Source organism: Nocardia sp. NPDC020380, assembly GCF_044386975.1.
Lineage (GTDB): Bacteria > Actinomycetota > Actinomycetes > Mycobacteriales > Mycobacteriaceae > Nocardia.
Window position 1 is genome coordinate 249,872 of record NZ_JBIRVQ010000009.1, and the last position, 16,773, is coordinate 266,644.

General features: G+C 66.6%; 19 protein-coding genes. 6 read left to right on the forward strand and 13 right to left on the reverse strand.

Annotation, left to right across the window (positions count from 1 at the left end; genetic code table 11):
• Positions 1 to 6: 6 nt before the first annotated feature.
• Positions 7 to 900, reverse strand: coding sequence for a VC0807 family protein (locus tag ACH438_RS26075; RefSeq protein WP_397009616.1), 894 nt, complete (start codon positions 898 to 900; stop codon positions 7 to 9).
• A gap of 78 nt (positions 901 to 978) precedes the next feature.
• Between ACH438_RS26075 and ACH438_RS26080 the strand changes: the two genes are divergently transcribed.
• The gene (locus ACH438_RS26080) at positions 979 to 1,470 is read left to right on the forward strand and encodes a MarR family winged helix-turn-helix transcriptional regulator (RefSeq protein WP_397009618.1); all 492 of its coding nucleotides are present in this window, start codon (positions 979 to 981) and stop codon (positions 1,468 to 1,470) included.
• Positions 1,471 to 1,537: 67 nt separating this feature from the next.
• On the opposite strand, the gene ACH438_RS26085 is transcribed toward ACH438_RS26080, so the two are convergent.
• From ACH438_RS26085 to ACH438_RS26100, 4 genes are all read right to left on the reverse strand, one after another.
• On the reverse strand, positions 1,538 to 2,674 hold the full coding sequence (locus tag ACH438_RS26085; protein WP_397009620.1) for a polyprenyl synthetase family protein: 1,137 nt from the start codon (positions 2,672 to 2,674) through the stop codon (positions 1,538 to 1,540).
• Positions 2,675 to 2,853: 179 nt separating this feature from the next.
• Positions 2,854 to 3,834: a hypothetical protein gene (locus ACH438_RS26090; protein ID WP_397009622.1), complete on the reverse strand. Its 981-nt coding sequence runs from the start codon at positions 3,832 to 3,834 to the stop codon at positions 2,854 to 2,856.
• 120 nt (positions 3,835 to 3,954) lie between these two features.
• Positions 3,955 to 4,740, reverse strand: a complete 786-nt coding sequence (locus ACH438_RS26095; RefSeq protein WP_397009624.1) for an ABC transporter permease — start codon at positions 4,738 to 4,740, stop codon at positions 3,955 to 3,957.
• Positions 4,741 to 4,804: 64 nt separating this feature from the next.
• A complete protein-coding gene (locus tag ACH438_RS26100) occupies positions 4,805 to 5,458 on the reverse strand; it encodes an ATP-binding cassette domain-containing protein (RefSeq protein WP_397009626.1) in 654 nt (217 codons plus the stop codon).
• Between the two features lie 115 nt (positions 5,459 to 5,573).
• Between ACH438_RS26100 and ACH438_RS26105 the strand changes: the two genes are divergently transcribed.
• On the forward strand, positions 5,574 to 6,260 hold the full coding sequence (locus tag ACH438_RS26105; RefSeq protein ID WP_397009628.1) for a hypothetical protein: 687 nt from the start codon (positions 5,574 to 5,576) through the stop codon (positions 6,258 to 6,260).
• On the opposite strand, the gene ACH438_RS26110 is transcribed toward ACH438_RS26105, so the two are convergent.
• On the reverse strand, positions 6,251 to 6,778 hold the full coding sequence (locus ACH438_RS26110) for a TetR/AcrR family transcriptional regulator (protein WP_397009630.1): 528 nt from the start codon (positions 6,776 to 6,778) through the stop codon (positions 6,251 to 6,253). The two genes, ACH438_RS26105 and ACH438_RS26110, sit on opposite strands and share 10 nt — an antisense overlap.
• Positions 6,779 to 6,918: 140 nt before the next feature.
• Here ACH438_RS26110 and ACH438_RS26115 point away from each other — a divergent pair, with 140 nt between their 5' ends.
• Positions 6,919 to 7,365, forward strand: a complete 447-nt coding sequence (locus tag ACH438_RS26115) for a nuclear transport factor 2 family protein (RefSeq protein ID WP_397009991.1) — start codon at positions 6,919 to 6,921, stop codon at positions 7,363 to 7,365.
• Here the strand turns inward: ACH438_RS26115 and ACH438_RS26120 are convergent.
• The 3 genes from ACH438_RS26120 to ACH438_RS26130 are packed head-to-tail and all read right to left on the reverse strand — an operon-like array spanning position 7,326 to position 9,266.
• Complete coding sequence (locus ACH438_RS26120) at positions 7,326 to 7,724, reverse strand: hypothetical protein (RefSeq protein WP_397009633.1); 399 nt, start codon at positions 7,722 to 7,724, stop codon at positions 7,326 to 7,328. The genes ACH438_RS26115 and ACH438_RS26120 overlap by 40 nt on opposite strands.
• Positions 7,725 to 7,733: 9 nt before the next feature.
• Positions 7,734 to 8,327: a hypothetical protein gene (locus ACH438_RS26125; RefSeq protein ID WP_397009635.1), complete on the reverse strand. Its 594-nt coding sequence runs from the start codon at positions 8,325 to 8,327 to the stop codon at positions 7,734 to 7,736.
• A 57-nt stretch (positions 8,328 to 8,384) separates the two neighbouring features.
• Positions 8,385 to 9,266, reverse strand: a complete 882-nt coding sequence (locus ACH438_RS26130; protein WP_397009637.1) for a TIGR03621 family F420-dependent LLM class oxidoreductase — start codon at positions 9,264 to 9,266, stop codon at positions 8,385 to 8,387.
• Positions 9,267 to 9,447: 181 nt separating this feature from the next.
• Between ACH438_RS26130 and ACH438_RS26135 the strand changes: the two genes are divergently transcribed.
• From ACH438_RS26135 to ACH438_RS26145, 3 genes are all read left to right on the forward strand, one after another.
• A complete protein-coding gene (locus ACH438_RS26135; RefSeq protein ID WP_397009639.1) occupies positions 9,448 to 10,662 on the forward strand; it encodes a transcriptional regulator in 1,215 nt (404 codons plus the stop codon).
• Positions 10,663 to 10,772: 110 nt separating this feature from the next.
• Entirely contained in the window at positions 10,773 to 12,290 is a 1,518-nt protein-coding gene (adh, locus tag ACH438_RS26140) for an aldehyde dehydrogenase (RefSeq protein ID WP_397009641.1), read from the forward strand.
• Between the two features lie 48 nt (positions 12,291 to 12,338).
• On the forward strand, positions 12,339 to 12,746 hold the full coding sequence (locus ACH438_RS26145) for a DUF779 domain-containing protein (protein ID WP_397009643.1): 408 nt from the start codon (positions 12,339 to 12,341) through the stop codon (positions 12,744 to 12,746).
• A gap of 51 nt (positions 12,747 to 12,797) precedes the next feature.
• Here ACH438_RS26145 and ACH438_RS26150 read toward each other — a convergent pair whose 3' ends face one another.
• From ACH438_RS26150 to ACH438_RS26165, 4 genes are all read right to left on the reverse strand, one after another.
• A complete protein-coding gene (locus tag ACH438_RS26150) occupies positions 12,798 to 13,613 on the reverse strand; it encodes a class I SAM-dependent methyltransferase (RefSeq protein WP_397009645.1) in 816 nt (271 codons plus the stop codon).
• Positions 13,614 to 13,704: 91 nt separating this feature from the next.
• Positions 13,705 to 15,294 (reverse strand): succinic semialdehyde dehydrogenase, encoded by a 1,590-nt coding sequence (locus ACH438_RS26155; RefSeq protein ID WP_397009647.1) that lies wholly within the window; start codon positions 15,292 to 15,294, stop codon positions 13,705 to 13,707.
• 104 nt (positions 15,295 to 15,398) lie between these two features.
• Complete coding sequence (locus ACH438_RS26160) at positions 15,399 to 15,599, reverse strand: hypothetical protein (protein ID WP_397009649.1); 201 nt, start codon at positions 15,597 to 15,599, stop codon at positions 15,399 to 15,401.
• 139 nt (positions 15,600 to 15,738) lie between these two features.
• The gene (locus ACH438_RS26165) at positions 15,739 to 16,647 is read right to left on the reverse strand and encodes a patatin-like phospholipase family protein (protein WP_397009651.1); all 909 of its coding nucleotides are present in this window, start codon (positions 16,645 to 16,647) and stop codon (positions 15,739 to 15,741) included.
• Positions 16,648 to 16,773: the final 126 nt, after the last annotated feature.

The following is a 16,773-nucleotide window of genomic DNA, read 5'->3' on the forward strand; positions in this document are numbered from 1 at the left end:
CTCGGTTCAGGCAGCGACGGCGGAATCGCCGTTGAGCGGATCACGGTCGCCGCCGGTCTGCTCGGCGGCGACCTCGGCCTCGAGGATGCGCAGCGCCCGCGGCACCACCAGCTTGCGGCCGATGAGGAACCAGGACACCAGCAATACAATGCCCGGCACCTGGCTGGTCAGCCCCGAGGCGATCAGGGAGCCGGCCGGGTGGCTGTAGATGATCACGATCCGCAGCGCGGCATCGGTGAGGAACACGCACCCGAGGCCCGCGGTGACACCCCGGTAGACCAGGCGGAACCGCCGGGAGACCGACCAGCATCGATCGAAGGCCGCGGTGCGGATCGGATCACCCTGGGTGGCAACCGGTTTCAGTGCCTCACGCATGAACGGCCGCGACGAGACCGCGCTCCCGAGGAAGAAGGCGCCGGCGACAGCCGTGTAGAACGAGGCCCTGGCCAGCACGAACCGGGCATCGCCGCTGATCGAGCTGAGGACGATGGAAGCCGCCAGCTCGGACAGGATCAGCATCGCCAATCCGTCCACGCGGTGCGCCTTGTCGCGCAGCCAGGTGCGAATCAGATCGCCGAGGCAGATCACCCCGCTCACCACCGCGGCAGCCGGCATGGCCAGGGTGTCGCGGAAACCGGCCGCGTGCACGCCGATCAGGACCGCCACCGGCAGCGCGGTCGCGACCAGTGCCAGCCGCCAGCGAAACTGCCCGCGGACCAGCGGTCCGCCGAAGGCCTTCCCTGCCAGCAGCACCGCGCCGATGGTCAGGCGCAGCGCGGCGGACAGACCCGTCGGCGCGAGCACGATCAGTGCGATGTACGGCAACAGCAGGTCGACCGCTGCATTGGCGATCGCCGTGACCAGCGGTTTGGCTCTGCCGAGTGCTCGGATATCGGACATCGGAAGTCCCCAGAATTTAGCTCAGTGCCTGATTGGCTTAGTAACTAAGATAACCAGAGACTAAGGTACATTGGGAACATGACGCAAGACGATTCCCTCGACGCCGAGGCCGCGACCTACCTCGGCCGCGAGTTCGCCGGCGCGATGGTGAACTTCCACGACATGGTGGGAAAACTGATGGGGCTCAGTGCGGTCGAGCACAAATGCGTCGACACCCTGCGCCGGCTCGGACCCGTGCCCGCGGGCGTGATCGCCGAGCACACGGGCCTGACCACCGGCGCGGTGACGGGTCTGGTGGACCGACTGGAGAAGACCGGCTACGCCCGCCGCGTCCGCGACCCGGAGGATCGCCGCAAGGTGATCGTCGAACTCGTTCCCGACGAACGACACGATGCCCTGCTGGCCGAGATCTTCGTACCGTTCGGTGCGGACATGGGGACGGCCGCCGCCGGGTACAGCGCCGACGAACTGCGCGCGATCCTGAGCTGGTTGCGCAAGGTCACCGATGTGCTGATCGCCAACACCCATCGCCTGTCGGAGATGCAGTCGACCGCCGACGCACGCCGGTGAGCAGACCGGCGCAGATCCGCTGCCGCGGCGATTACCTTGCGCGGCAGCGGATCTGCGGTCGGATCGGTCAGCGGTCCCGGTAGGCCACCAGGTGCGCCAGCGCCATGAGATCGTCCGCCGCGGTATCGGCGGGCAGCGCCTCGACCGCGGACTCGAGCGCGGTGGCCGCACGACGCAGGGTGCGCTGGCGACCACCCGCCTCCTCGATGAGGTCGGCCGCGCGGGCGGCGCGCGCCGGCGTCATCGGGTGCCGGCCGTGATAGATGCGGGCCAGTTCACGACCCGGCCCGGTATCGGAGGTCAGGGCACAGACGACCGGGAACGACTGCTTGCGATGAATCAGGTCGCTGTGCGCGGGTTTTCCGGTCACGGCCGGATCGCCCCAGATGTCGATGGCATCGTCGACCAACTGGAAGACCAGCCCCAGCTCGATCCCGAAGGTGTGCATGGCCGACACCATCCGATGATCGGCGCCCGCGCACAGCGCCCCGAGCGCACAGGCGCAGCCGAGCAGCGCGCCGGTCTTACCCGCGGCCATCGTCAGATATTCGTCCACACTCACCACCGGCCGGCCTTCGAAGGCGCAGTCCTCGTACTGCCCGCGGCACAGCGTGACCGTGGCGCGGGCCAGCCGGATGACGGCCTCGGAGGTGACGGTTTCCGGCGCCCCGTCGGACAGTACGGCCAGCGCCAGTGCCTGTAAGGCGTCCCCGAGCAGGGTGGCATTGGTTTCACCCCAGACCCGCCAGACGGTGGGCCGCCCATGCCGCATGGGGTCGGTGTCCATGACATCGTCGTGGACCAGTGAGAAGTTGTGCAGCAGTTCCACCGCGGCGGCGGCGTGCACGGCCTGTTCGGTGCTGCCGCCGCAGGCGGTGGCGGCGGCGAAGGTGAGAGCGGGACGCAGCGCCTTGCCCTGGGTGCCGCCGGCGATCGGCACACCCTGCGGATCGCACCAGCCGAAGTGGTATCCGGCCAGGCGATCCAGGGGGTCGGACAGGGAGGCGACGGCGGCTCGCAGTATGGGTTCGATGGCGCGCCGGGCGTCGATGAGCTGCTTGCGCGCCCGGTGTTCGACGGACCCGTCGTGTGGGCGCGGTGTGGATTCCGGTGCCCGCGGACAGGTTTCGGTGTGGCCGGCCAGGGTGGCCTCGGCCGCGCGGGAGAGGCCCCAGCGCCGTTTGCCGTCCGGTCCTTGTCGCACAGTGGAAATGGTCGGTTTCGATGCTCGCATAATCGGCCCCGCTCTCTCTGGCGCGGCCCCGCAACCCCGCAGTGGCGATCGGACGGCCGTGCTTAGAAGAAGCTCATGGTCCCATTGCAACCCTGACGCTCGGGGTTGTGTGGGGGTTTCAGTTCGGCAACGCCGGGTTTTCGGCCACTTCAGGTGAGTGGCAGTCCATGTTCCAGCGCCTCTTGCGGGGCGCTGGTATAGCGTGCGGCCTGATAGTGATAATCGTGGTTCGCTCTGACGTAGAGCGTGTAATTGCGTGCGGTGGCGAGGGTCTCGTCCCGCTCCCGACCGGTGAGACCGGCGTCCTTCAGCTCCGCCGGTAGCCGATCCAATGCCTCGCTGACGCGATGGATGCACTCGGTGAGCATCCCGTTGACGAGTTCCAGGGCTCGAGTCCGGTTGTGCCCGAAGTGGTATTCCGCGAGCAGTACCGAATTGTAGAGATACCCGGAGGCCTCGTCCGAGGCGATCGAGAGCACGTCGTTGAACAGGCCCATGTGTTCGACCGCGGCCTCGCGCAGGCTGCGCATGGCCGGCAGGTGCCGGGCGGCGGCGGACATGTCCACACCCTCGGCGATCTCACTGATATCCAGAAAGACGAACAGCGCCACGCCGTCTCGTCGATGCGCGCGGTAGGTCTCCAGATCCGGCAGGTTGCCGGACAGTCGCCCTACGGCCTCGGTGTAGTAGGTCCACAGCCAGGCCCGGATTTCGCTGCGCACACTCTCCCGCCAGTCGGGAGACCTTCCGCGGCACAGCCTTTCCCAGAGATCCTCGAAAGCCGCCGCCAGCACTCCGGAGACCGGCCGGATGCCGTCCAGGACGGCTTCCAGCGACCGCACCGCATCCAAACAGCGCTCCGGGTCCGGTATTTCGATATCGAACTGGTCATCAACGATGAAAGCCCATGCGGTGTACTGCGTCAGCAGCGTGAGCTCGTCCGATTGCGCCCGCGGGCACCATAATGCATACATCCGGGCAGGCCGGGTTCGCTCCATTCGACGCCGTGTCAATTCGGAAGGGACCAGGTCATAGGCTTCCAGCCAGGCCCACATACCCGCCTCGGCCTCGGCCTCAGCCGGGTTGACCCCCTCCGGATCGAACGGCATGAAGAATTCGATCGCTTCCATCGAAACTACCTATCCCTCAACCATTTTACCCATCCCATCGTAACCAACTAGACATTTCGGACACGCCCGCAACACGGTTGCGACCTGATGACCGGGATAGAAGTTGCGCCCCCTGACCCGTTACCGAGTCAAATCCGGCAGGACCACCAGCCGCTGCGCGCCATCGAACAGGGTGCGCTCCGCCACCCGGGTTGCTGCGAGGGCTGCCAGAGTCGTTGCCGCCAGGAGCATATACATCACCACGATCTGATAGCGGATCGCAGTGAGCGGATCCACACCCGCCAGAATCAGACCCGTCATGGCGCCCGGCAGGCTGATGAGCCCGACCACCTTGGTCGAATCGATCGCGGGAATCAGCGCGGTGCGCAGGGCCGACCGCTGATTCGGCAGGAACGAGCGATGTGCCGAAAGCCCCAGCGCCAGCCGCGCTTCCACCGCATCGCGCGCCCGGCGCACGTCTTCCACCAAGCGGCGCAGCGCAATTCCGGTCGACTGCATGGCCGAGGACACGATCATGCCGCCCACCGGCACCACCACCCGCGCCTGAGTCGAGATGACATGCAACAGAATCAGCGTCACCAGCGTTATCGAGGAACCGAACGCAACACCGATGGTTGCCGACCGGTTCGCATGCGGCAGGCCCGCCCCGCGCCGACCCGCCACCTGCCCGGCAATGACAACCATGAGCACCACCCAGGCGAGCGCGCCCGGTAAACCGGTGTGCCGGAAAACGATCAGCAAGATCGCGCCGACCGCCACCAGCTGCACACCGGCACGTACCGCAGCGACCAGCAGATCGCGTGTCAGATGCAATTGCTCGCGGTATGCGATTGCAGCCGTACCGGCCACCAGTACGAGCGATGCGGCCACTCCCGGCCAGTCCGGTACCGCCAGCTGCTGGGTCACGGCCGCGCTCCCATCAATGTCACAGCGGCCGCCGAATTGTCATCCCCGCTGATCGCCGCTGTGGTCATCCTTGTTGCTCCCGCGCCGTCGCGCCGCGTGTCAGGTGTCCTTGCGCGAGTGTCCACACTTCGTCCGCGACCTCGGCGACGAAAGCCGAATCGTGACTGACCAACACCACACTGCCACCCTCGGAGACATGGGTGCGAATCAGCGCCGCGATGGCGACCGCGGAGTCACCGTCCAGCGCGGAGGTCGGCTCGTCCAGCAGCAGCACCTCCGGCCGCACGGCCAGTGCCCGTGCGAGACACACCCTTTGCGCCTCACCACCGGACAGCTCGGCGCACCGGCGTGCCCCGAATTCCGCGGGCAGGCCGGCGTGGACCAGCAGGTCACCGATGAGCTCGGCGTCCAGGGGCTGTCCGACCTGGACCTCCTCGATTACGGTGTCGGTGAGCAGGATCGGACGCTGCTGCACGAGACCGACCCGGCGGCGGAGATCCAGGACATCGAGCTCGGTCAGCGGTTGCCCGTCCAGCAGCACCCGGCCGCTGTCCGGTTCGCCGAACCGATTCAGCAGCCGCAGCAGCGTCGTCTTGCCGGCGCCACTGGGCCCGACCACCGCGGTACACCGCGCCGCCGCGAACGTCGCGTCCACATCGGCGAGCAAGCGTGTGTCCCCGTGTCCGACGCACACTCGCTGCAATGCAATGCTGGGCACCAGCCCACCTTGCCGCACACCGCGGCCCGGTGCCGCACCGGGGCCTCATGTTGCACGGAACATGGACGAAGGTGTACCGATGGCGGGCGAAGTAGTGAATTGAGAAGGGACGCCGATGCCACCCGGATATCGCCGGTGGGACGACATATGGACGCAGGACACCGACGTGTTCGAGGCGATCCCGGACGACTATGTACCTCCTGCACCGGCTGCTGAAGTGCAGCGGGTGCAACCTGCGCGCAGGCCCGGACGGGCTGGCCGCTACGCGATCATCGGCCTGTCGGTGACCTTGATGGTGCTGGTCGCGGCGACCGGAATCCTGCTGGTGCACCGCAGTACCCAGCGGGCCGCGCCGATCATCAGCTCGCCCATGGTGCCGGTCACCATGACCGCGCAGCTCTCGGCGCCGCTGCTGCCGACCACGACCACCACCGTGGCGCCGACCACGACGGTCCAGAAGACCACCACCACAACCACGTCCAAGACCACCACGACCACGACGACAACCACCACCACGACTACCACCACCGATGCCCCCGCGGTACCGGCCGTCGGCGTGTCGTGCGACGCGGACGCACAGGGCACCTTCACCTTCGCCCCCGACGGCACGCGACTGTTGTGTTCGGGAGGTACGTGGAACAACCCGGGCCCGGTCGCACCCGGCACACACGAGGCCAAGGAACTGTGCAACTACAAGCGGGACAAGATCGGCGTCAATGCCGCCGGCCAACCCGTGTACTGCGTGCACGTCGACGACGGCACCAACAGCACCTACCTCGGCGAATGGCGGCTTCAGCGCTGAATGCGGCGCAGGCCCTCGGCCAGCTCGGCGCCCGTGGGGGCGGTGCCGGGGTCGATGAGGTATTGAGCGGCAACGCCGATCAGCAGAGCTTGATAGAGAGCCCCTACCGCGCCGGCGCTCTCGTCGTCGTCCCCGAACAGGCGGGCCAGGCCCGCGCGGGATTCGCGGGTATCACCGGCCAGCCGATCGCGGGTCTCCGCATGTGACAGGGCATCGAAGGTGGCAGCCCACAGACCCCGGTTCGTGGCAATCGACCGGCGGACTGCATCCCACTGGGCCGCGAATCGGTCCGCTGCCCCGGCCGAATCCCCGAGCGCCTGCTCGAGTTCGGTACCCCATTCCCGGGTGGCCTCGCCGAGCGCCGCGGTGAGCAGGGCTTCCTTGGATCCGAAGTGGTAGCCGATGGCCGCCATGCTGACGCCCGAGGCGGTCGCGATATCGCGCACGGTGGTGCGGGCATAGCCCTTCTCGAACAGGCATTCCCGTGCCCCGGCCAGCAGATCCTCGCGATTTCCCATGGCCGCAACCCTAGTACGAGAGCCTCAGACGAACGTCTTGCGCATTTGAACGAATGCTCAAACCGCGGCGGCGAAGTCGTGCCACGTCGTACGCTTCAGCACCGTTCCACATTGTGAATAGGCACTACTCGGAGGCCCGCATGCTGTCCCTGCAGGAGATTTCGGACCGCTTGGAAATCGAGGACCTCATGGTCCGCTACTCGCACGCGGTCGATACCCGGCAGTGGGAGCTGCTCGACGAGATCTTCACCCCCGACGCCCACATCGACTACACCGCGATGGGCGGGCCGGCCGGTGACCTGGAGTCCACCAAGAAGTTCCTGGCCACCGTCATGCCGAATTTCGCAGCCTTCCAACACTTGATCAGCAACTCGTCCATCCGTGTGGACGGTGACACCGCCACCGCCCGCACCATGTGTCACAACCCCATGCTGGTGACCGGTGCGGACGGGAAGAGCAACCTCATGCTCTGCGGGCTCTGGTACCTCGACACCTTCGTGCGGGTCGCCGGTGAGTGGCGGATCAAGCAGCGGGTCGAGGAGAAGTCCTACATGTTCGTGGCGCCGGACGCCGTGCCCACCAACTGATCGAAAAGGTCGCGATAACCGCGCAGCGCCTGCCGCAGGGCCTCGGTATCGGTGTTTTCGCCGTGGGACCAACCATTTTCGATGGTTTCGCGGCGCTGGGCGTAGCTCTCCGTGAGCCGGCGCAGGGCCTGCTCGACGAGTTCGTCGGCCTGTGACACCGCCGCGCGCGGGTCATCGACGAAGTTGCCCTGCGCCTCTCGCCACTGTTCGCGCAGTCGCTGCAACTCCCCCGGATCCTGCGCGCCACCATTGGCGGGCGGGATGTCGCGGGTCTGTGCGAGTTCGGCCTGTGCGGGTTCGGTTTCCGCGGCCACGGTGTTCGGCACGGCGTCGATGTCGTTGCTGGATTCGATGTTCATGTCTGGTCCTCAGTTCTGCGGTGTCCGGTGGCGGCCGTTGCTCTGCTCTTCGTTCCGGTTCGCGTCGTGCTGGTTCCCGTCGAGCAGATCGACGAACAGGGCGCGGTAGTTCACGATGGCGGAGCGCATGTCCTCGGTGGAGACTTCTCCGCGCCCGGCGCGCCCGGCGATCTCGTGCGCGGTCCGATACCGTCCCAGCGGCCGCGCGTGCTCGACCGAAAGGTCGGCCAACTGCTGGTCGTAACTGTCGGTCGGATAGCCGCGCTCGCTCATCACCTGCGTCACGAGCTGGTCGGCCGAGCTGAGCGCCGCGACCGGATCATCGACGAACCGTTCCTGCGTCGCCGCCCACTGCGTTCCGTACCGTTGCCGTTCGTCCTCAGACAGGTCGCGCAATTCCAGCTGCTGATGCCGCTTTTCGCGCTCGCTCAGCTCGCGCTCCGCGTCCCGCCGGTTCGGCGCCTCCTGGACCGTCCGGTCGTATTCGGGACCGAACTTCTCCCGCAGCCGCCGGCTGCGCATGCGGGGCCGCAGTGCCAGCCCGATCCCCGCCAGCACCACGACCACCACCACGACAACGATCACCGTCACTACACCCGACATCCGTTTCCTCCTAGCCGAGTTCGTCATTCCCCAGCGCAATGCCTCACCCGGCTCGGTTCAAACGGCTTTGAGCAGTTCGATGACTGGGGCCAGCTTGTCCATATTGGGTTCGAGGACGGTGATGTAGTTGAAGCCGAAGCGTTCCCGGCGTTCGATGAGGGTTTCGGCCATCTGCTGGTGGGAGCCGAGGAGGGCGATGGGCAGGCCGTCCGGATCGTCGGGGAAGTCGGAGCGCATGCGGGCACTGATCGACTTCAGCATCTCCTCGTGCTCGGCATGGGTCGCGACAACCTGGACGAGGATATTGAATTCGACTGTGCCGACGCGGGATCCGAGCAGGCCGCGCGCGTAATCGGTCTTCTTCTCGGTGGTGGCGGAGTCGGCGACGATGATGCGGCCGTCGTCGGCGGTGCCGCCGCCGGTGAAGGCGATGATGTCGGCGTGTTCGGCGGCCAGGCGCAGCATGCGTTCACCCCAGCCCGCGATCAGTATCGGCGGACCGCCTGGCGTGGCCGGTTGCGGCTGGTACTCGGGGTCGGTGAACAGTCGGCGCAGCGTCGTGACCGTGTTCTCGAGGTGGGTGAGGCGTTGCCCGGCGGTGGGGAACGGGATTCCGGCGGCCTCGAATTCGGCCTGGACGTAACCGGCGCCGAGGCCCAGTTCCACGCGGCCGTCGGTGAGTTGATCGAGTCCGGCCACATCGCGGGCCAGCAGGACGGGGTTGTAGAAGGGCGTGTTCAGCACGAAGGTGTTGAGCCGGACGCGTTCGGTGACGTCGGCGGCGAGCATGAGGGCCGGGAAGGGGGCGGGCAGGCCGAGGTGGTCCGGCGCGCCGATGACGTCGTAGCCGAGTTGCTCGGCGCGGCGGCATTTCTCGATCCAGGCGCCGCGGGACTGCGGCAGCATCATGTTCACGCCGAAGCGAAAGGGAAGCACCATCTTTCTTGTCTACCAGTCGAATCCGGCGCGGATCCGGGCCGGTGGCAGGACGGGGCGAAGGCTGCGAAGCGACTCCGGAGGAATTAACGGACCCAGTGTGGCGAATGCGGCACGCGGGGCGGGAGGGGCGCGCCATCATGGGGTATTCGCTGATCCGGCTGCGCTGCGAGGAGTTTGCGCCATGACACAGCTGCCTGCCCCTTCGCCCCAGCGTGCGGAGTTGGAGAAGGCATGGGCGCGGTGGGCGACGGCCATGGGGCGGGCGCAGGGCGAGCTGGTGCTGCGCCACGAGGTGGTGGAGTCCTGGGAGCGGTCGCTGCGCACGGTGGATCCGGCGCGGGCGGTGGCGCCGGCGACCGATCGGGACGAATTGGGTGCGCGGTGGGCGGATTCGCCCTTACGTAATCCCGTGACCGAGCTATCCGGTGAACTGCGATCGATCACCGAGGATGCCGGCATGGTCGCGGTGGTGACCGATGACGAGGGCACGGTGCTGTTCAGCTGTGGTGACCGGTCGGTACGGCAGCGGGCCGAGCAGGTGAATCTCGCACCCGGCGGGTGCTGGGACGAACCCTATATGGGCACCAGCGGTGTCGCGCTCTCATTGCATACCGGTCGCCCCGCAACAGTCTGGGCCGCAGAGCATCTGGTCGAGGCGCTGCACGGCTGGGTCTGCTACTGCGCGCCGATCCGCGCCGCGGACGGGCGGCAACTGGGCGTGCTGGACCTATCCACGTACTGGGATCGCTCGCATCCGCTCATCCTTACTACTGTGCGCGCCCTGGTGGCCGCCATCGAGTCCCGGTTACGCAGCGAGTCCTCGCATCCCACCGACCGCACGCGGCTCGAATGCCTGGGCGTGCCGAGGCTATATAAAGAGGGCAAGCAGTTACCCATGCGCCCGCGGCAACTCGAGATCCTGGCGCTGCTGGCGCTGGAGCCCGAGGGATTCACGCCGGAACGCTTGCACGAGGCCATCTATGGCGACCGCTCGGTTTCCTCGAGCACCTTGAAGGCCGATGTCTCCCGTCTGCGACGCGCCACCGACGGCCGCATCGCCGATCGCCGCTACATGCTCGTGGAGCCCCTGGCCTGCGATGCCGTCGAATTGCTGAGCGCGCTGGAAGCGGGCGATCTCACCACCGCCGTGCGGCTGTATCGCGGTCCGCTGCTACCGGATTCGGACGTGCCCGGCATCGTGCAATGGCGTGAGCATCTGGACGTCTGCCTGCGCACCGCCGTGCTCGCCGACCGCAACCCGGACCATGCCCTGCGCTTCGGGCAGCGCTGCCCGGACGATATCGAGGTACACGAGCACGCCTTGCATTTGCTGGCCCGCGGTGACAGCCGTCGCGCCCTCGCCGCGGCGCGTCTGCACACCGCGCTGCGATCTTGATCCACGCGTCGGTGACTCACCAACTTTTCACCAACCGAACGCCAACCTTCCGCCAACCTTCGCAGTTCATAGTGACCCGCGTCACCGCAGATGCGATCAGGAGCCGCGCCATGATCTATGCCAAACCTGGCACCGAGGGCAGTGTTGTCAGCTTCAACCGCCGTTACGACAACTTCATCGGCGGGGAGTGGAAAGCCCCGATAGAGGGTAGATATTTCGACAACCCCTCCCCTGTCGACGGCGAGATCTTCTGCGAGGTGGCACGATCCACCGCGCCCGATATCGACCTGGCCCTGGAGGCCGCGCACCGGGCAGCAGAGTCCTGGGGTGCCACCGCTGTGACGGATCGTGCCAATATTCTCAACAAGATCGCCGACCGCATCGAGCAGAATCTGGAGAAGCTCGCGGTCGCCGAAACCTGGGAGAACGGCAAGCCGGTCCGCGAAACCCTCGCCGCCGATATTCCGCTGGCCGTCGACCACTTCCGCTACTTCGCGGGAGCCGTTCGCGCGCAAGAGGGTTCGATCTCCGAGATCGACGCCGACACCGTCGCCTACCACTTCCACGAACCGCTCGGTGTGGTCGGGCAGATCATTCCGTGGAACTTCCCGATCCTCATGGCGGCCTGGAAGCTGGCGCCCGCGCTGGCGGCCGGCAACTGCGTCGTGATCAAGCCCGCCGAGCAGACCCCGGCCTCGCTGCTGCTGGTCATCGAGCTCATTGCCGATCTGTTGCCGCCCGGAGTCGTCAACGTGGTCAACGGTTTCGGCGTGGAAGCGGGCAAACCGCTGGCGTCCAGCCCGCGGGTCGCGAAGGTCGCCTTCACCGGTGAGACCACCACGGGCCGGCTCATCATGCAGTACGCGAGCGAGAACATCATTCCGGTCACCCTGGAACTCGGTGGCAAGAGCCCGAACATCTTCTTCCCCGATGTCCTCGCCCACGATGACGACTTCCTGGACAAGGCCGTCGAAGGTTTCGTCATGTTCGCGCTGAACCAGGGCGAGGTGTGTACCTGTCCGTCGCGGGCGCTGATCCATTCGTCCATCTACGACGAATTCATGGCCCGCTGCATCCAGCGCACCAAGGACATCAAGGGCGGTAGCCCGCTCGACGATTCGACCATGATCGGCGCGCAGGCCAGTAACGACCAGTACGAAAAGATCCTGTCCTACATCGATATCGGCCGCAAAGAGGGCGCGAAGGTCCTCACCGGCGGCGAGATGCGCAAGGTGGAGGGTTACCCGAACGGGTTCTACGTCGAGCCGACCATCTTCGAGGGCCGCAATGACATGCGGATCTTCCAGGAGGAGATCTTCGGCCCGGTGGTGTCGGTGACCCGCTTCGACAGCGAGGCGGAGGCGATCAATCTCGCCAACGACACCCTGTACGGCCTCGGCGCCGGTGTGTGGAGCCGCGACGGCAATACGGCCTACCGCATGGGCCGTGCCATCAAGGCCGGTCGCGTGTGGACCAACTGCTTCCACGCCTACCCCGCACACGCCGCGTTCGGCGGCTACAAGAAGTCGGGCATCGGTCGCGAGAACCACAAGATGATGCTGGATCACTACCAGCAGACCAAGAACCTGCTCGTCTCCTACTCGGCGAAGAAGCTCGGTTTCTTCTGAGCCGCAATCGCTTCCATCCGAGCGTGCGCACCTGAGCGAGGGGACGAGATGAAATCAGGTTCCGTGCAGCGGGTGACGATCACCGATGCCGCGGCCGACGTGCTCAACGGACTCATCGCCCACCACGGGCCGGTGATGTTCCACCAGTCCGGCGGCTGCTGCGATGGCAGCTCACCCATGTGCTACCCACTGGGCGAATTCCGGGTGGGCGCGGCCGATGTCCTGCTCGGCCGCCTCTTCCCGGACACCTCGTTCTGGATGAGTGCCGACCAGTTCGAATACTGGCGCCACACCCATCTCACCGTCGACGTGGTGCCCGGCCGCGGCAGCGGCTTCTCCCTCGAAGCACCCGAGGGAGTCCGATTCATCATCCGGTCCAGATTGTTCACCGATGCCGAAGCGGCAGCGCTGGAAGCGGCTCCAGCTCCGCCGCGCGGCGCGGACCTGGCCGGATGAGCGATGGCGCGGCCGGTTTCTCCGGGCCGGCCGCGCCGTCTGAACCAGCGGTCAGAGCGGTTTGTGTGCTTTGGCCAGCAAGGCCGTGGAGGAGAGAGCCGTACCCGGGGTGTAGTTCGCAGTCAGGTACTCGATCATGGCCTGCTCCTGGGCTTTCCAGGTGGCCTCGTCGACGCGGGCACGGAGCAGGCTCATCGGTGCGCTGCCGCGGGAGGCGGCGTCCCAGAGTTGTTCGACGGAGTCGAAGGTGTAGGAGCCGCTGAACGGTTCCACGCTGATGTCGGTGAAACCCGCTGCGGCGAGTTCCTTTTCGAGGATCTCGGGATTTTCCAGGCCGTTCGGGTCCGGCTTGCGGGGCACGTAGCCGGGGATGCCGGCCTGGTAGGTCTCGGACAGCAGGGTCATCAAGGGTGACTGTGCGGTCGGGGCCCAGCTGGAGACAACGGCCACGCCGCCGGGGCGCAGTACCCGGAGGATTTCGGCGAAACCCTTTACCTTGTCGGGGAAGAAGATGACGCCGAACATCGAGAATGCGGCATCGAAGCGGTTGCTCGGGTAGTGCAGGTCCTGGCCGTCGCCGATGCCGGTGAGGACATTGGTGGCACCCGTGCGCATGACGGTGTGCCGCAGGCGCCGGATCATGGACTCCGCGAAGTCGACCGCGACGACTTCGCGGACCTTCGGGACGGCGAGGAGGGCGAGGGTGCCAGGGCCGGTGGCGATGTCGATCACGCGCGCGGTCGGGGCGGGATCGGCGAGTTCGAGGGCTCGCGCGGCGAACGGCCGCAGGGTCCGGACGGTCACCTCGTCGTAGTCATCGGCGATGTCGTCCCAGGGGCCGGGGGTGGCCAGCGGATTCTGCGGCATTGGTCGTCCTTTCGACGGGTACAGTGTACGCACGCCGGAAATCGGGTCCAACGGCGGTGTGCGGCAACGAATTGCCGCACACCGCACCGTGTCAGCGGCCGGGCAGGAAACGGATACCGCGGGCGATCGTCATGAGCAGCGGCTGCCACTTGTCCTGCGGCAGGAACGCCGGTGCGTCCAGGTTCATGAAGCGGGTGACCACGACCGTCTGCGGCTCGGTGAACTTCAGCAGGCCGTCCGTGCCGTGCCGGCGGCCCACGCCGGAGATGCCCATGCCGCCCATCGGCGCGCCGGTGGTACCCCAGGCCGGGGCGTAACCCTCGTCCACGTTCACCGTTCCGGCGTGCAGGCGCTCGGCGATGCGCTCACCCTCGGCCTTCCTGCCCGCCCAAACGCTGGCGTTCAGACCGTATTCGGTGTCATTGGCGCGGGTGATGGCCTCTTCCACATCCGCGACCGGGTAGATCGATACCAGCGGGCCGAAGGTCTCGTTGCGTCCGCACTCCATGGCATCGGTGACATCCGACAGCACGGTCGGTTCGAAGAACAGCGGCCCGAGATCCGGCCGCGCATTCCCGCCGACGAGCACCTTCGCGCCCTTGGACACCGCATCCGCGACATGCTTGGTCACGGTCTCCAGCTGCGACTCGGAGATGAGGCTGCCGATATCGGCCGAGAAGTCGTAGGCCGCACCGAGTTTCGCCGCCTTGACCGCATCCACGAACTTCTGCGTGAACTCCGCGACCACCGACTGCTCGACGTACATACGCTCGATCGAGATGCACAACTGCCCCGCATTCGAGAAGCAGGCCCGCACAGCCGCTTTCGCGGCCTTGTCGAGATCCGCGCCCCGCGTCACGATCATCGGATTCTTGCCGCCCAGCTCGGCGGAGAACCCGATGAGCCGCCGCCCGCACTGCTCGGCCAGCGTCCGCCCGGTGGCGGAGGACCCCGTGAACATGAGGTAATCGGCCTGCTCGACGATCGCCGTACCCACCACCGTGCCGGGTCCCGGCACCACCTGGAACAGATCCTTCGGCACCCCCGCCCGCGCGAACAGTTCGGCATTGGCCAGCGACGAGTAAGGCGTCTGACTGTCCGGCTTCACGACCACCGCATTACCCGCCAGCATCGCGGGAATCGAATCCCCCACCGACAACAGCATCGGATAGTTCCACGGCGCGATCACCCCGACCACACCCTTGGGTACCGTCCGCACCGAAGCCCGATTCAGCAGCGGAAATGCCCCCGGAACACTATGCGGCGCAAGCAGTTTGGGCGCGACCCGCGAGAAGTACCGAGCCGCGAAGATCAACCCCATGATCTCTTCCTGCGCGGCCCACCGAGCCTTACCGGTCTCGGCTTGCACCACATCCATGAGGTATTCGCGATTCTCGACCACCAGCGCCCGATACCGCTCGAACACTTCGGCCCGTTCCTTGGCCGACCGCGCTGCCCACCCCGCCTGCGCCACCCGAGCTCTGCTCACGGCCGCCTCGACATCCGCCGCGGTCCCCACCGGCACGCTCCCCAACGTGTCCCCGCTGAACACCTCGGTAATCGCGCGCTCGTCATGCCCCACGCTCGCGTCCACCGCCGAGAACGTCCGCAAACGCTCGAACACCGCAGCTGCCGGCACCGGCATCGTCGCCTCCTCGTTACAAGTTACCCTCGGGTACACACAATCTACCCCGCCCCAAGATCATCAGCCCCCAACCGCCCGATCCCGTCCTTTCCCCTCACCCTCCTGACCGGAAATGTCGGCTCGAGGGCATCGGGTGTCCGTCAGTGGAGCTGTTGGATGCAGGCGGCGTAGGCCTCGCCGCGGAATCGTTGGCAGTAATGGAGGTGGGATTCGCAGGTCGCCAAGGCCTGGCCTTGGTAGCCGCGGGTGCATGGGTCTGCCGCGGAGGCGGCGCCTGCTTCTGCGGTGACGCCGCCTATTGCGGTGGCGGTGATGATTGCGGCAAAGATGAACTGTCTCATGGTGTTCCCCCCGGATCACTAAGTTGAGCGGAACTCTAGGGGGCTGCCGGGGCCGCTGTCGATTGATTTACCGACCGGACCGAAAAGCCGCCTCGGACCGGAAAGATCCGAGGCGGCTTGCTAACTCACCACTGGGGCCTCAGGACCAGAATTCGGTGAGGTGGTCGGCCAGGGCTTTGCCTTGGTCGTAGCCGGCTTGGGCGGATGGTGCCCGGCGGGAGAAGTCCATCAGGTTGGGGCCGAATGCGTTGAGGGAGTCGGTGTTCGGGAGGATGGTTTCTACTGTGCTGCCGGTGGTGCGGAGTTCGTCTACCTGGGTGGCGAGTTGCATGCCCCATTCCGCGGGGTGGCGGGTTCGGCCGCCGAGGGGGGACAGTACGAGGACCCGGTTGTATCCGGTTGCCAGGTCGGCGTTTTCGTTGCGGCGGTAGCCCCCGTCGATGTAGTGGTTGGCGCCGATTTCGAAGGGCGGGACGCCGAAGCCGTTGGAAGTACTGGCGGCGACGGCGTCTACCAGGGTGATTCCGCTGTCGCGGGTGAAGGTGACCGGGTCGCCGGTGTGGGCGTCGACTGCTGTGATCAGGATGTTTCGGTTCGGCCAGTCAGCGCTGGGGAGGCGGGTGGCGACTGTTGCGCGCCATTGTGCCTGTTTGGATCCGTCGGAGGCTGCGTCCATTTCGAGTGCTGCTGCGCCCATTCTGCGGCGCATGTCGGCTGGATCCTGTGCGGCGGTGATGATTTCGGTCGTTATTTCCATGTGGTTTGCTACCGGCGCGACGGGGCCGCGTCCGCCTGGGGCGGGCCGTTGCGGGGGCACGGCGGTGAGGATGTCGGCGAAAAGTTGGGGCGGGTTGGTGCCGGTGATCTGGGCTGCGGCGGTTGCGCCGGCCGAGGTGCCGATGATCAGGTCGGCCTCGGTCGGATCGAGGCCGGAATCGAAGAGGCCGGCGATTACGCCGATCAACCACGCGTTGCCTGCGGATCCGCCGCCGCCGAGGACCAATGCTCGGTCACCGATGGGGCGAGGTGCAGAAGGGGTTGTGTTCATGGGAGTCGCCTTTCGCGAATTGCCTGGCGGGCACTCCCGGTGGCGACTAGGTCAGTCGCATGATCGTGGACTGCAGGGGAGCACCCATTACGGATACTGCGTTCATGGGACTCACCTCCTACCGAT